7 protein-coding genes and 2 tRNA genes are annotated in these 14,154 nt (G+C 59.2%); all 9 read right to left on the reverse strand.

Features of this window, described 5'->3' with window-relative positions:
• Window positions 1–1,555: 1,555 nt before the first annotated feature.
• A complete protein-coding gene (locus tag NMA52_RS17985) occupies window positions 1,556–1,753 on the reverse strand; it encodes a hypothetical protein (RefSeq protein WP_254829098.1) in 198 nt (65 codons plus the stop codon).
• Between the two features lie 100 nt (window positions 1,754–1,853).
• Window positions 1,854–1,926 (reverse strand) — tRNA-Ile (locus NMA52_RS17990).
• A gap of 65 nt (window positions 1,927–1,991) precedes the next feature.
• A complete protein-coding gene (locus tag NMA52_RS17995) occupies window positions 1,992–2,726 on the reverse strand; it encodes a ferredoxin--NADP reductase (protein WP_254829099.1) in 735 nt (244 codons plus the stop codon).
• Window positions 2,719–3,663, reverse strand: a complete 945-nt coding sequence (locus NMA52_RS18000; protein WP_254829100.1) for a GYDIA family GHMP kinase — start codon at window positions 3,661–3,663, stop codon at window positions 2,719–2,721. Before NMA52_RS18000 ends, NMA52_RS17995 begins: the two co-directional genes overlap by 8 nt.
• Before the next feature lie 69 nt (window positions 3,664–3,732).
• Window positions 3,733–5,904, reverse strand: coding sequence for a 30S ribosomal protein S1 (gene rpsA / locus NMA52_RS18005; protein WP_254829101.1), 2,172 nt, complete (start codon window positions 5,902–5,904; stop codon window positions 3,733–3,735).
• A 119-nt stretch (window positions 5,905–6,023) separates the two neighbouring features.
• Window positions 6,024–9,245, reverse strand: a complete 3,222-nt coding sequence (locus NMA52_RS18010; RefSeq protein ID WP_254829102.1) for a T9SS type A sorting domain-containing protein — start codon at window positions 9,243–9,245, stop codon at window positions 6,024–6,026.
• Between the two features lie 424 nt (window positions 9,246–9,669).
• A tRNA-Cys gene (locus tag NMA52_RS18015) sits at window positions 9,670–9,740 on the reverse strand.
• A 60-nt stretch (window positions 9,741–9,800) separates the two neighbouring features.
• The gene (locus NMA52_RS18020; RefSeq protein ID WP_254829103.1) at window positions 9,801–11,558 is read right to left on the reverse strand and encodes a gliding motility-associated C-terminal domain-containing protein; all 1,758 of its coding nucleotides are present in this window, start codon (window positions 11,556–11,558) and stop codon (window positions 9,801–9,803) included.
• Between the two features lie 81 nt (window positions 11,559–11,639).
• Window positions 11,640–14,150, reverse strand: a complete 2,511-nt coding sequence (locus NMA52_RS18025) for an AsmA-like C-terminal region-containing protein (protein ID WP_254829104.1) — start codon at window positions 14,148–14,150, stop codon at window positions 11,640–11,642.
• Between the last annotated feature and the right edge of the window lie 4 nt (window positions 14,151–14,154).

Consider the following 14,154-nt stretch of genomic DNA (forward strand, 5'->3'; position numbering starts at 1 on the left):
GTTCCAGGCGCTCCTCCCGGGTGAATCGTTTTCGTAATTTGGACATGATGTCGGGTTGAAGATTTGAAAGATACCAAACCTTCCAGGCCGAAGTCACTGTCTATTTGTTTGAGCACCTCCAGTCCGGTAGTTTAGAGTTAGCCTTTTAATAAGCGAGTGAGGCATTCCTGAAGGCAACTATGGGATTAGGTTGTCAGGTAAGCGGATAAGGAGCCATAATTGGGTTCGGTCAGGTAGGCTGGAAGCCGGCATAGCCATATATGGGTGAGTTCTTCCGATTCAGGGGGGGGGAACTTCTTACCAATCTTGCGCCGGGCCCGCCAATACTTATGGGGGCATTCCCTCCGGCGTTCACGGACATACTTCATCACCGTACTATCCACTGCGGCAACCTGGGAACGAAGCGACTGCCTATGGGTACGGCCTGCTCAGCTATAATTTTGCTATCCGGCCCCGGTACTACCGTACGGTACTCCTGCTCTAGCATATAAGTCATAATTTAGGACCCTATTCACCCCTCCCGGATACGTGCGATCATAATCATGTGTCATGGTATTACAACACGGTAATGCTTCTCTACTCCACAAGTGTGGGATAAAAACACCATTCACCACTGCCCGGTATTTCAGTATAGACAGCGATACCTAGGGATCAAATATGGCAGTGTAGCAGGAGTAATGGTTCAATATCTAGAAAAGCGGCAGCCTTAGTGAGGTCTCTATTTTAAAAGTGACAGACGCAAAAAAATACTGACCTACCAGGACGGCACAAGCGCAATTATTTGGTGTAGCCACATCACCACGTTAAATAGGGCAAATAGTGTGACCGGCAGCGCCCGTTCGTTGCCCGAAACAAGTATTGAAGATTGATAAACGAACCCGAACGTACACCGAAAGGCTACTGCGCGAACGAATCGGTTTACGTGCCTCCATCTGGGAACAGACGCCGGCCGTCCGCGGAGTGAACTGGGAGTTGCCCGACAGTATGCCGGAAGATGATTGGCAAGATGTTGAATTTCAGGCAGATGAGATGTGGTCGATCATTGTCTGCAAACAGTACAAGCGGTGGACATGGGTTCTCTGCTGTCCAGCAATCCGACAGAGTACATTCTTACAGGGTACGGCGGATGTGCAGCGGCCCCCGGACGATCTACCCGATCGCTTACGGCAATATGCTTTTTTGCTACCACTACCTGGGAGGTCCAATACCCAACCATTTTAGGAGCACGGCACCAGGTAATTAGGGCGCTAACGGACCGCATGGAAGACTAGCTCACCGGGGTGCTTGCCAGGGTTGGCCGGCTAATCCGACGAAGCGTGTCCCCTCCTCAAAATTATGCTAATCGCATAACTGTAATCGTCTATCTATTCCGGTAGCCCAGCATAGTTCATGATTATCCACGACACACTGCCACAGAGGCTACTACCGCACTAACCTACTAAAAGACTAACGCACTAAACTACCACCGTACTAAAAGACTAACGTACTAAGCGACTAACCTACTAAAAGACTACACTACTAAACTACTACCGTACCAATAGACCAACCGACCACCCTACTCCTTATCAAATCCCGTACCGTGACCATAACCCCCCTTGCTCTGATCTACGTTCTTGAGGTCATCGTCGTCCTGGTCCTGGAAGTCTTTTTTGGGATCCTTATCCGACTTTTTCTTATCGTCATCGGCAAGGATGGGCCGTTGGCTCTTGGCGTCGAAGAAGCGATAGCGGGAGGGGGCGTGATTGAAGCGCATGAGTTAAGCTTTTATTTGCCTAACCCCGCGGCGGGAACCCAGGTTCGTTGCTGTATTGAGCCAACGCTGCACCTGCGGCCCCGCCTTATGTCCCGTGTAGTGGGCCCAGTAGGATTTGAACCTACGACCAACGGATTATGAGTCCGCTGCTCTAACCGCTGAGCTATGGGCCCCGATTGGGCGCGAAGGTACGGAGGCGGCCGGAAAATTGGTAACCCGATCGTCACCAACCGGAGGTTTACCCGTACAGTTCCAGGATAATTTGCTCCTCCGCGTACCCGAGCTTCAGGAGCCGGTCGCGGGCCTCGTCCACCATCTGACTCCAGCCGCAGAGATAAAATTTAACGTCGGGCCGCACCGTAGCGTACGCTTGCTCGTAAACCTGGTGCACGTAGCCCGGCAGTACTTCGAAACCCGGCGTCTCGTCCTCCGGCATCTCCCGGCTCAGGGTGGCCGTGTAGGTAAAGTTGGGGTGTTTGCGCGCCAGTCCTTCCAGTTCTTCGCGGTACAGCAGGTCGGCCGGGGTGCGACAACCGAAAATAAGGTGGAAGTTGCGCGTCTCGCGGCCCAGACGTTGCAGCAGCATGGAGCGGAAGGGAGCCACGCCGGTACCCGTACAGATCATGACCACGTCGTAGTCCAGGGGGCGGTCGGGGAGGGTGAACACCCCGCCGGGTTCTTTCGTCAGCAGCTCCGTGCCCACGGTCGCCTCCTCGAACAGGTAGCGGGTACCCCGACCGCCGGGCAACTGGACGATGCAGAGTTCGGCTTCGTTAGTGTCATCGGGGGCCGAGGCAATGGAATAACTACGCCAGCGCTCCCGCCGCCGCTCGCTGATGGGCAGGTCGAGGGTGAGAAACTGCCCGGGCCGAAAGTCCAGCCGCTCCCGGTCCGGCAGGGAGATCCAAAAACTGCGTACCGTCGGGCTGCGCTGTTCGATTCGTTTTACCACCGCCTCTTTCCACTTACTCATCACTCGGCCAGATCATTTCGTTAAAGGGTATAACCGTGCCGTAGCCCCGCTCGTTGAAGTACGCCTGCACCTTTTCCGCCGCCAGTTCGCTCAGGGCCCAGACGAAGTCGCCTCCCCAGGCTCCGAGACTCTTGACCGTTCCGGGAAAATCGCGGAACAGCCGCTCCTTCACGGGCTGTAGCTCCAGGGTGGAGGCGACGATCTTTTCGTGATCGGTCAGGATACGGGCGGCGGTGCGCAGGTCCGGCGCGTTCACTAAGGCCAGTGTAAGTTGGGTAATCTGCCCGAGCGTCCGTGGGGAGGTTTCCACGTTGCGGTAGGCCGCGATGCCCTCCCGGCTGTTCTGCTTCCGGTTCAGGTGTACGAAGTAGGTTTTCCGGACCCAGGCGGGGTTCCACGACACGCTTTTGACTTCGGGGTAGTGCCCCATTCTGCGGTACAGCAAGGGTTGGGCAGCTCCGGCACAGGCCAAGTCGTAGCCGCTGCCGCCGAAGGAAAGTTCCAGAAGTTTATACGGGTTGACGTCCAGTAACCGCCCCAGAAAATACACCAGCGTAGAGCTGCTGCCCAGGCCCCAGTCCGGGGGAAATTCCAGGCGGGAAGTCACCTTCTTCTGGTACAGCGCCTCGGTGCAACCCAGGCGTAGTTGCTCGGCGGCCCGGAGCAGCTGCAGGAGGCGAGCCCTGACAGGATCGCGGGGCGGCTGGGCGGCAGAATGCCACTCTTCCCGGAGGAAGAACAATTCCCGCCGCGGCTCGTCGGTATTATCGTCGATGATCCACTCCAGGTCGTAGCGAAGGTCTCCCCAGAGGGGGCCGACCGTGAACCGCTGGCCCGCGCGGGTGGGGATGGCCAGGGCCGTGGCGCCGTCCAGCACGAAGTATTCTCCCGTCAGGAGGAGCTTGCCGTGGCCGTAAAATTCGTGGATACGTTGCATGCTAGATAAACGAAAAAAGGCCACCCTACCGGGGTAGAGTGGCCTGTAAGCGGTAAGCGGGCGGGGGGATTAGTCCTCGTCCTCGTTGTCGTCGGTATCGCCGTCGTTGCTGAGCTGTTCGCGCAGTTGCTCGAAGGCGGACAGGTCGCCCAGCGTAGAACGCTCATTGCTGGCGTTGGTTTGCTTGACGGCCTTGCGGGTCGTGGCTTGCTCCTCGCGGCGCTCACGGACAACGGTGTCCTTGGCTTCGCGGCGGATGTCGTTGACGTAGCGGCTGTGGCTGACCATCAGTTTCTTCTGGTCGCGGTCGAATTCGATGACCTTCACGGTCAGCGTCTCGTCTACCTCGGCGATGCTGCCGTCTTCCTTACGCATAAGCTTGATGGGGGCGTAGGCCTCCAGACCGTAGGGCATCTGAACGATGGCACCGCGGTCGTCCTTGCGCAGGACGGTGGCTTCGTGGTAGCTGCCTTCGGGGAAGACCGACTCGAACGAATCCCAGGGGTTCTCCTCGAGCTGCTTGTGTCCGAGCGACATTTTGCGGTTGTGCTCGTCCACTTCCAGTACCACGACGTCGATGTCGTCGCCCACCTTCACGAACTCGCTGGGGTGGCCGAAGCGCTTCGTCCAGCTCAGGTCGCTGATGTGGATCATGCCACCGATGCCGTCGTTGAGTTCGACGAATACACCGTAGGGCGTGAGGTTCTTGACCTTACCGTTGTGGCGCGAGCCGGTGGGGAAGGTTTCGTTGATCGTATCCCAGGGATCCTGCTGCAGTTGCTTGATCGAGAGCGACATCTTGCGGTCGTCGCGGTCGATGGTTACGACGCGGGCGTTGCGGGTCTCTCCGACCGTGAAGTACTCACGGGCGTTGATGGGCTGGTTGCTCCAGGTGACTTCGCTCACGTGAACGAGGCCTTCGACACCGGGCTGGATTTCGAGGAATGCACCGTAGTCTTCGATGTTGACTACGCGGCCTTCGACGGTGCTGCCTTCGGTGATGTTCTCGTCCAGCACTTCCCAGGGGTGGGGCTGGAGCTGCTTGAGGCCGAGGCTGATCCGCTTCTTGTTCTCGTCGAAGTCCAGTACGGCCACGTTGACCTTCTGGTTGAGTTCGAGTACGTCGCTCGGGTGGTTGATCCGTCCCCAGCTGATGTCGGTGATGTAGAGAAGTCCGTCGACGCCACCCAGGTCGAGGAAGGCCCCGAAGTCGGTGATGTTCTTGACGATACCTTCCAGTACCTGACCGCGCTCGAGGCTAGCAATAATGGCTTCGCGCTGCTCGGCCAGGTCGCTCTCAATGAGGGCCTTGTGGGAAACCACGGCGTTTTTGATGGTTTCGTTGATCTTCACGACCTTGAATTCCATCGTCTTGCCTACGTAGGCATCGTAATCGATGATCGGCTTGATGTCGATCTGCGAACCGGGAAGGAAGGTCTCCAGGCCACCGCAGTCGGCGATGAGGCCGCCCTTGGTCTTGCTGATCACCTTACCGGTAATAACGGTGCCGTTGGCGTAGGAGTCGCGGATGCGGTCCCAGGCGCGCAGGAGCTTGGCCTTGCGGCGGCTGAGCACGAGTTGTCCGCGCTCGTCTTCCTGCTGTTCCACGTAGACCTCGACGGTGGAGCCCACCTCGATGTCCTGGTCACGGAATTCGGAAAGCGGCAGCAAACCGTCGCTCTTGTAGTTGAGGTCGAGGATTACGTCGCCGTCGATGATGGCCGATACCTTGGCCGACATGATCTCGGCTTCTTGGATGTTGGTCATGGAGGCTTCGTACTCCTTCTCCATGGCCTCGCGCTCCGAATCGCTGTAGCGATTGTCGATCTTGGCAATGGCGTCCCAGGCGAAGTCGTCGTGGGCGGAACCGGTGGCACCGCTGGTATCGGCTTCCTCGATTTCCACGGCTTCTTCCTTCACCTCCTCGGTGAGGGCTACGGAAACGCGGGTGGATTCCTTGCGGATCACCTTGGCGCCGCGCTTGGGCTTGTCGTCGGAATCGTCCTCGTCCTCTTCGCTGTCTTCAGCGTCGTCCTCGGTCGCTGCGGCGATATCGTCGGCGGTGGCTTCGGGGCCGGGCTTTATCTTCGACTGGGTCTCGGTGATTTCCGGGGTCTCCTCGTCGGTGCCGGCGGGGTTAACTTGTTCTTCGGTGGATTGGCTGGCCTCCGGCGTAATGGGATCGGTGGAGGTCTCTTCGGTCCCGTCGATTTGCGGGTCCTTATCGTCGTCTACTTGCATGACGCGATGGGTTTAAAAGGTTAAACACTCGGGCCGCTTCGGGGGCGGCCATTCCCCTTCCCTCACCGAGGGGCTCGGCTTGGGCGCGCAAAGATACGGCTTTGACCCGACTTATGTCCCTATAGTTTAACGAAAGATTTCACGGTCTGCCGGGCATCTTCGATCGCCCGGAGGCGGTAAAGGCCGGCAGGCAGGTCCGCTACGTGCAGCACCGCACGGAAACCGCCGACCTGCGCGACGTATTCCAACGTGCGTAAGCGGCGCCCGGCGGTGTCGTACACGTCTACATACACGGTTCCGGCATAACCACCGGCCAGGACGAGGGTGAGTTCGTCGATCACCGGGTTGGGGTAGAGGCTCATTCGACCGGTCTCGTCGCCGGAAGCCACGCCACTAAAGGCCTGACTGCTCCCTTGCGCCAGTGACCCGGGGGCGTACGGACAATTAAGCGCAGCGGGTATCGTGGTGACGTCCGGGGAGGAAAATACCGGACCGAGGGGTAGCGTGGTGAGGTACAACTGATCGATAGCGGTGCCGGGTTCCCGGTTCGCGATGTATATGGTATGTGTACCGGAAGAGAGGGAAAAGGAAACTTCCGCGCCGTCGTCGTTCACTTTGCGCCATTCAAAACCATTCGTGTGCAACTGGGCACCTCCGATCTCTTCCCACATTTTGATCCACTTCCCGTCGTCGATCCGGACCCAGACGGAATTGCGGCCGTTATCCGGAGCGTTCATGCGGAGGAACAAATGGTACTGACCCGTAGTGGGTACCTCCGCGACGTACACGATTTCCTGATCGGCATGGTGACCGACGGGCTCGTTCAACTGACGGGCTCCCCTGAAGACCACGTATTGGTCATTGGCGCTTCCGCTGTCCAGAACGGTGGTCCACCCGCCTCCGGAGAGGCCGCATTCAGCCTCCAGAGCCACGCCGACGGTGCACGCCGGATCGGCCACCGACTCATCATCCGGCGGCAAGTGATCCACGGTACTGACGTAGATGCGGTCCAGTTTCGTACCGTCCTCGCGGTAGGTAAATTCCAGGGTGTTGAATTGGCCCTGCGCGCCGGTCAGCGCGATCGGCAGGCGGTTCCACCGGAAGCCCGGGCGGTCGTGCCGGATGGTCTTCCAGGCGTACCACGGGCCGCCGTTTAGCCGCACCCAGAAAGAGTCATCGTCGCCGGAGGGTGCATTAATGCGGCCGTAGAGGAACAGGGGAGCCGTGGTGAATTCAACGCCGAGGTCCAGCTCAAACCCGATGATATTGTCCGCCGTCGTGGGCGGGGGCGCAGATAGGGCGTTCTTACCCCACTCGACGAGGTAGGTCCCCCGGGAGGCTGCTGCGTCGCTGACCGACGTCCAGGCACTACCGTAATCAGCACACTCGGCTTCCAGCCACTGACCGGTATACGGAATTACCGGGGCGGGGCAGTTGGCATCGTCGTCACCCTGACCGGTCACGGGAGTGGTCATCCTGCTGAGGTATACTTTATCCAATTGTGTGCCCGGTTCGCGGTACGCAAAGTCGATGGTGTTGTCGCCGTCGCCGAGTGCAATAGGCCCACCCGGAAACATATTCCACCGAAAGCCAGCTCCCTGCCGGATGCCCGATTTCCAGGCAAACCAGTCCCCCCCGTTTACCCGCACGTAGTACGAGTCGTTTAGATTGGTAGGCGCATTGATCCGGGCTTGTAAGTAGTAGGTGCCCGCCTCTGTATTGGACAGGCCGAACCGTACGTAATTGGCGGGAGTGTCCGCTGGAGGTGCGCTCGTGCTGCTGCCACGGGGATATACGTAAGCGGTATTTGACGCGTCGGCGCTGCGGCCCGTCTCCCACGCAGACCCGAGCTGGGCGCATTCGGCTTCCAGCCAGAATTTCGACGTCGTCGGCTCGTCACAGGTAATGTCGGTGACCGAACCGGAATTGCCCAGGCCATCGTAAATGTGGTAGGGGTGATTCAGGCCGATATCCGGACTGAAGTTCAGGTATCTGACTTCGAGATCAGGACTGCAGTAGGCCAATTCGATCACGTTATCGCCGGGCGCCAGGTTTATTCCCTGCATAATGGAAGCCGCCTCGATCACTTCCCATTTGCGCCACCCCCCACCATTGGTATTTATCCAAAGGCAATTTCCCTTGGTTTCCGGCAGGGAGAATACCCCGAGTAAATTGTAAGACGGGTCATTCGCAGTATTGATGTATTCGGGTACATCGGGAATCAAGAAACGCAATTTATTGGCCGGGATATCCCCCGGCACCTGGTCAACGGACGACTCGGACGGGGCAACCGCAATCGCGCCGCTCGCATTTTGTGGATCGGCCTTCCGTGTCCATTTATCCCCTACTTCCGCACACTTGGCGTTGATGCGGAGATACGGGCCGGCATCCTCTCCGTTGTCACGATGAATAATTTTCCAGAGGGAGGTATCGGTGTCGCTTGCGCCGTAAAAGTCGTAGACCGTAACCGTGAATTTTCCTACTCCCTGAAATTCCGGGTATACGACAATAGAGGATTGCTCAAGGCGGTGGGGATCGTAATCGTCCTGTCGGTACGGGCCCTTAAAATCGTAAATATGTATTGTGCCGTCGGGGTCGTAGGACGACGAGGCATCAAGGACGATGTTGGTAAACGGCGTAACGATCGATTCCCTTCCCGGCTCCAGTATCGCTACCGGCGGCACATTGTCAAAGTCGGGGCAGTTGGTACCCGGCAGGTCGTACTCGAAGGGGCGCAGCAGCCGGTAGGCGTACCAGTTGAAATGGATGGATTCGAGGTACACCTGATCGAGTTGTTGATCATTGCGGGTGAAGGCTACGTCCAGGGTTCGCAGCGTGTCGCCCTCCAGTCCCAGGGTGTTTTCCGCATCGTATTCCAGGCCGTCGGGCACCCAGGCCCACCCGCCGTCGGCGATCCGGGCGTAGGTGGTCGCGTAGGTGTACAGTTTCCAGGTGCCACCATTGGTCCGTAGCCACAGAGCCACCGAGCTGGGGTCGGTCTGCCGTACCCGGAAGTAAGGAGAATAATCGACCTCGCCGGCCCCCCCCGCCCGGGGGTCGAAGTGCAGGCGGACGTAATTATCCGGATCGTCGCCGGGCGACGTGCCGGAGAACACCGCCCCGTCGGGCACTACGTATTCACCGCTGGTGGCGGTCGTATCTTCCATTACCCGTAAGCGGCTCCCGACCGCCTCGCACTCGGGTTCGTAGAGGTAGCGCTGATTAAAAACGTCGCTAAGACTCTGAGTCGTCCCAGGCCGGGGACCCAGGATGAGTGAGAGAAGCAGTAAGCGTACACACAAGGTGCGTACTCCGTCGGAGTTGGTATATAATTGGTGCATGGTCGTAGTGTTGGTCGTCAGTTGCGACGACCTCATCAAGATAACTCCTAGCCATCCATACTTTAATTGCGGTATGTGTTAAATACCCGGCTATTCACGGATTAAAGTATGATCTCCGGTCGCCTATACCCCGTATCCTTTTGGGATATACACCGGCGGGGCGGCTACCGGGAGTATATCGTACGAACGGATATTTTAGTTTGGTCGGCTTCCCTGCCGGGATATCCCTACCTGAGCAATACTTATGGACTAGATAATGTATATACTCCGACTGGACGGTAACGTATGGTATATTAAATCGTCAATAACAGTAGTTTTACCGGCGGACTTAGAGAACACGGCATACGCGTCCGTTTGGGGCGGGGACGCGGGAGCAAGCCAATAAAAAAACCGCGACGGGCCAAAGCCCGACGCGGTTCCAGAGAGGTTGGGAGCGGATTCGAACCGCCGTACAAGGTTTTGCAGACCTTTGCCTAGCCACTCGGCCACCCAACCATCGAGGGGCAAAAGTAGGCTGCACCCGAGGGTTGCACCAAACTTTGCCTGATCTTTCTTTCAGTAAAGTACGTGCACAACGCCGCTGCGCTCCACTAAGTTTCCCCGGGGGGTAGTAAAGGTGAGCACGTACACGTAGCTCCCGGCCGGCACCAGGCGGCCGTCGACCTCCCCGGTCCAGCCCACTCCGGGATCCTCTCCGGCATAGAGCAGTCCGCCCCAGCGGTCGAATACCGTAAGTTTATACGCGTTGATGCCCAGCAAATTGGTAAAAATGGGCCGAAAGGTTTGGTTGACCTCCTGCCGGGCGCGGGGACTGAATACATTCGGCAGGTACACCTCGCTCTCCTGAGCCACGCAGGCGATGTTGGACAGGAAGGAAAAGGAGGCGGTCGAATCCGCGGGCGTATACACGGCCTCGACCCGGTAGCAACGAACGGCGCCGGCGGTGGGATCATCGTCCGTATACGTAAGCTCGCTCAACTGGGTAGCCAGAATGGATAAGGTACTGTCGGCGGCCACCCGGTATACATTATACCGGATCGTACCGGGTAAACCGTTCTCCAGCGGCGACCACTGCAGTACGGCCCGGTCGTCGCCCAGGGGGTCCGCGCCCAGAAAAACGGGCGTGACGTAGTTGCTACTTGCCGTACGGGCGCAGTCGTCCGTCAGCGTGAAGCGAAGGGAATCTCCCGGGGCTACCGGAATGGGCACGCGGGTCACTACTTCGGTAAAGGAGAGTAAGCTGTCCACTGCATCCGGAAAAGTCATCCGCCCCCCGGCACCGACCTGCTCGAGGGCGTAATCGTAAGCGGGCGGGGGAGGGTAGGGGTAATCGTAGGCGAAGCGAAGCCGGCCTCCTTCCCCGACCTCTACCCCGTACAGCTCAAAGTCGCGGACCGGCTGGGTGATGTCCACACGCTGGCAGTATACGGCGGTACGCTGATTAATTTCCACGTCAAGGTAGCCGAATTCGAGGTAGAAACACAGGCTGTCCCCGTCGTTGGCATCAGCGTAAGTGAGACGTAGAGGATCTAGCCCGGATTGAGTACTGTATAGCGTATACTCACCACCGTTCACCGCAACGAATAAGTTGAGGCTGTCATCTCCGGTCAGGGTAGGAGTGCCGGTAACCATCTCGTCCCCGAAGAGTGGACTGAGCTCAATGTCGGATTCGCATCCGACCCCACCGGTGCCCTCCAGGCCAACCGCGTAGACGATACTGCCTTGCGGACTGTCGTTGCCGCACGCGTCCAGCGCGGCTACCCGGTATCCCCGACTGCCTTGCTCACCGGTGGGCACTTCACCAATGGTATAGGACGTCTGCAACCCAACCGTATCCAGGGGGACGATACCACCGGCGTCCGTAACCTCGAAGATGACGTAGCGATTCACCTCGGGTGACGGAGAAGGCTGCCAGTAGATGATGAGTTCTCCCTCGACCACGCTGACAAAATCGACCACCGGCGTAACGGGAATGAAACTATCGAGGGTATCGCTGGTCAGGAATGTGGTATCCGGACAGTCATACCGGTACTGCAAATAATAGAACAGCTGCTCCCCTCCGGGATTCTCGTCGCGGTACTCCGTCACCGAGGAATCCTCAATATTCGCGAGCAGACTAAAGGGGCCGTCCGCCGTGGCACTACGGTAGATCTCGGTAGCCTGGTAGGGGCCGCAATCGCTGGATACATTCGTCCATGTAAGGATCTCGCCCCCCGCTTCGGAACGGGTGCACAAAAAATCGGGAGCGGGGACCTGGGCCGATAGCCCGCCGGTCAGCACGAAAACTAGGGGAAGGAAGAGTAGGTAGCGCAAGGGAAAGTGTCAATGTTCATAGTAGTAAGGGGGAAACGCCGCCGGGCCGCTGCTTGTTATGGTTGCCGCCCACCCGGATAATTACTGCTCGGTCAGATCGTCGTCTTCCGGCGGGGGCAGTAACTCGATCGGCTGCTGAAAGCGCAGGTCCAGCGCTTCCTTTATGCGGCTCCGGCGCGCGTCACTGCGGATGAAGTCGTTCTTGACGGCCCGCTTGTCGTTCTCCACCGCGTAGGACTCCAGGGGACCCCGGATCGTATAGTACAGGTTGAACAGGCCGTTCCGGGCCGGTAGCACCTCCAGGGCATCGTCGTGACGGCGGATCTTATTCGTGATGACCTGGCCGGCGTTGACCTTCACGTAGTATTCCAGCTCCTGGTCGAAGGTATGCCGTCCGCTCAGCGTAAGGTTGATCGCGCTGCTGCGGATCGACATTGCCGGAATGTAGACGGTACGGTCGGTGATTTCGACATAGTTCGCCAGCCGGGTAAACCGTACACGCTCGAGATCGCCCGACTTGAGCGCGAAGGCGAAGTTTTCGAGCATCTCGAAGTCGTGCAGCTCCCCGTCCAGGATCTCCAGTCCGGCCAGTACGTGCAGGCGATCGTAATCTACATCACCCAGAGTATCGAAGGGGACTTCCAGGAGAATCCGGGCATTCAGGGTGCCCTCCAGGTGATCCGCCGTGAGGAAGGTCTGATCGAAATTATCGGACTGGTCGAAGAACTGCTCGGCGTCCACGCCGGTGGCCGTGATGCGGGCATCGACCCGGTTGGTTTCCCGGAAGTAGGCCGTGGCGTCCAGGCGAAAACCGCCGTCCATGGCCTCCGTCACGCCCCGCACGGTGAGTTGCCCGGGGGTGAAGATCAGTTGCCCGCGGAAGTCGCTTCCGTTCATATTATCCCACCGCCAACCATCAACACTGGCCTCGAAACGCCCGTCGAGCAGGTCGGTGAGCCGCACCGGTGGGGCAGGGCCGCCGCCCGCGGACACGGCGGATCCGTTTTCGTCTTCCCCGGGCCCGGAAAGTGCCAGTACCTCCCCGATGTCGAACCGGCGACCGCTAAGGGTAGCCGAAAAGTCAAGGGCAGCGTCTCGGGAGTTCAGGCTGTCGGAAAAGAGGACCGGGATAAGGTTGGTAGCCCGCCCGTTAAGCACGACGTCGGTCTCCTCCATCTGGAGCGCCAGATCCGTCAGTTGCAGCGCATTGTCCTCAAGGACCAAGGTGCCGGTGGGCAGGCTGATTTCCCGTCCGTGTACCGTAAGCATTCCGTCCGCGACGCGTACCGTACCCGCCGTCGCTATCCGACCGGCACGGCGGGGATCCACCATATCCCGGTAACGGCCCTGCACGCTCACCCCCCGGAAGTGGATCAAGCCTTGTCCCTGGCTAATGGGCCCGTCCCCGAGCAGGGCCGGAAGGGTCGCGAGGGGCAGGCTACCGTTGGCACCGAAGGTGATCCGGGGGTCATCGAGATCCTCCATGCGTAAGCGCAGGTCGAAGGGCTCCACCCGAAAGGTGCCCGTAAAGCGTTCGATGACGAAAGTTTGCACCCCGCCGGCAGGGCCGTTGACGTAGGCGAAGGTGGCCGCCAGGTCGATGGCCCGTGCGCCGACGTTCATGCGCGGACTTTCGAGGCGGCCGTCCGTGAAGGCTAGCCGACCGTCGAACCGGGGGTAGGTCCGCTCCGTCCACGCCCCGTTCACGCTGGCGGTCAGAGACAGTTCTCCGCTGGTTTCGAGTTCGGCCAGCGTAGAAGCGTACGCGGGGGGCACGAAGGCCAGCACGTCGGCCAGGCTTCCGGAGGTGCTGTTGATCTCCAGGGCCGTCGTGAGGCCGTCTTCCGTAGGAGTAAGAAATCCGGTAGCCTCCAACTCCAATTCGCCGGCGATCAGTCGGAGTGGACGAAACTCGTAACCGCCCAGGGTATGGTCGACCGCGGTCGTGCCCTCCACCGTCAACGTCTCGTTGTCGAGGTAGCGTTGGCCGTTCTGATCTACGTAGGCGATCCGAATCTCGGCATGGGTTTCCAGCAGGTAGGACTGGCGGCCGAAGTCTCCGCTAAACGCGGCCTGGTCTACCGTGAGCAGGGCATCAACACCAAGCTGCGCATCCTGATATACGAGGGCGACGTTGCGCAACCGGGCCCGTTCGGCCGCGAATTCCACCCCCTCGGCTCCCGCGCCCCCGCCCTCCGCCCGGTCGCCAACGGAAGTGTAGCCCGTCAACTGATAATTAGTATTCCCGTCCGGGTCGGTAAAGAGTTGCAATTTGCCGTCCTCGACCAGGATGCCGCTGACGCGAACCTTGCCGAACAAGCTGCCGAGATCCACCAGGCAGGCCACGTGTTCGGCCTCCAGCAGGCGGCTCCCGTCGCTGCCCGCTACGGTGACGTCGCGCAGGTCTACGGACAGGTGGGGGAAGGCCCGCAGCAGGCTCAGGTCGAAGCTGCCGATGACGATCTCGGTCTGCAGACGACCATTCAGGGCTTCCACGACCCGCCGGGCAATGGGCCCGCCGAAGAGCTCAACCACTACGAAGGGCAGTAGCAGGACCAGAAAGATAGTGCCGATGATTTTGGCGGGACGCATGGGG

The organism is Lewinella sp. JB7 (genome assembly GCF_024297185.1).
Taxonomy (GTDB): Bacteria; Bacteroidota; Bacteroidia; order Chitinophagales; family Saprospiraceae; genus Neolewinella.

Coding starts and splice junctions, on each gene's coding strand:
- NMA52_RS17985 (WP_254829098.1), bottom strand. CDS start 1,753: ATGCGCTTCAATCACGCCCCCTCCCGCTATCGCTTCTTCGACGCCAAG.
- NMA52_RS17995 (WP_254829099.1), bottom strand. CDS start 2,726: ATGAGTAAGTGGAAAGAGGCGGTGGTAAAACGAATCGAACAGCGCAGC.
- NMA52_RS18000 (WP_254829100.1), bottom strand. CDS start 3,663: ATGCAACGTATCCACGAATTTTACGGCCACGGCAAGCTCCTCCTGACG.
- rpsA (WP_254829101.1), bottom strand. CDS start 5,904: ATGCAAGTAGACGACGATAAGGACCCGCAAATCGACGGGACCGAAGAG.
- NMA52_RS18010 (WP_254829102.1), bottom strand. CDS start 9,245: ATGCACCAATTATATACCAACTCCGACGGAGTACGCACCTTGTGTGTA.
- NMA52_RS18025 (WP_254829104.1), bottom strand. CDS start 14,150: ATGCGTCCCGCCAAAATCATCGGCACTATCTTTCTGGTCCTGCTACTG.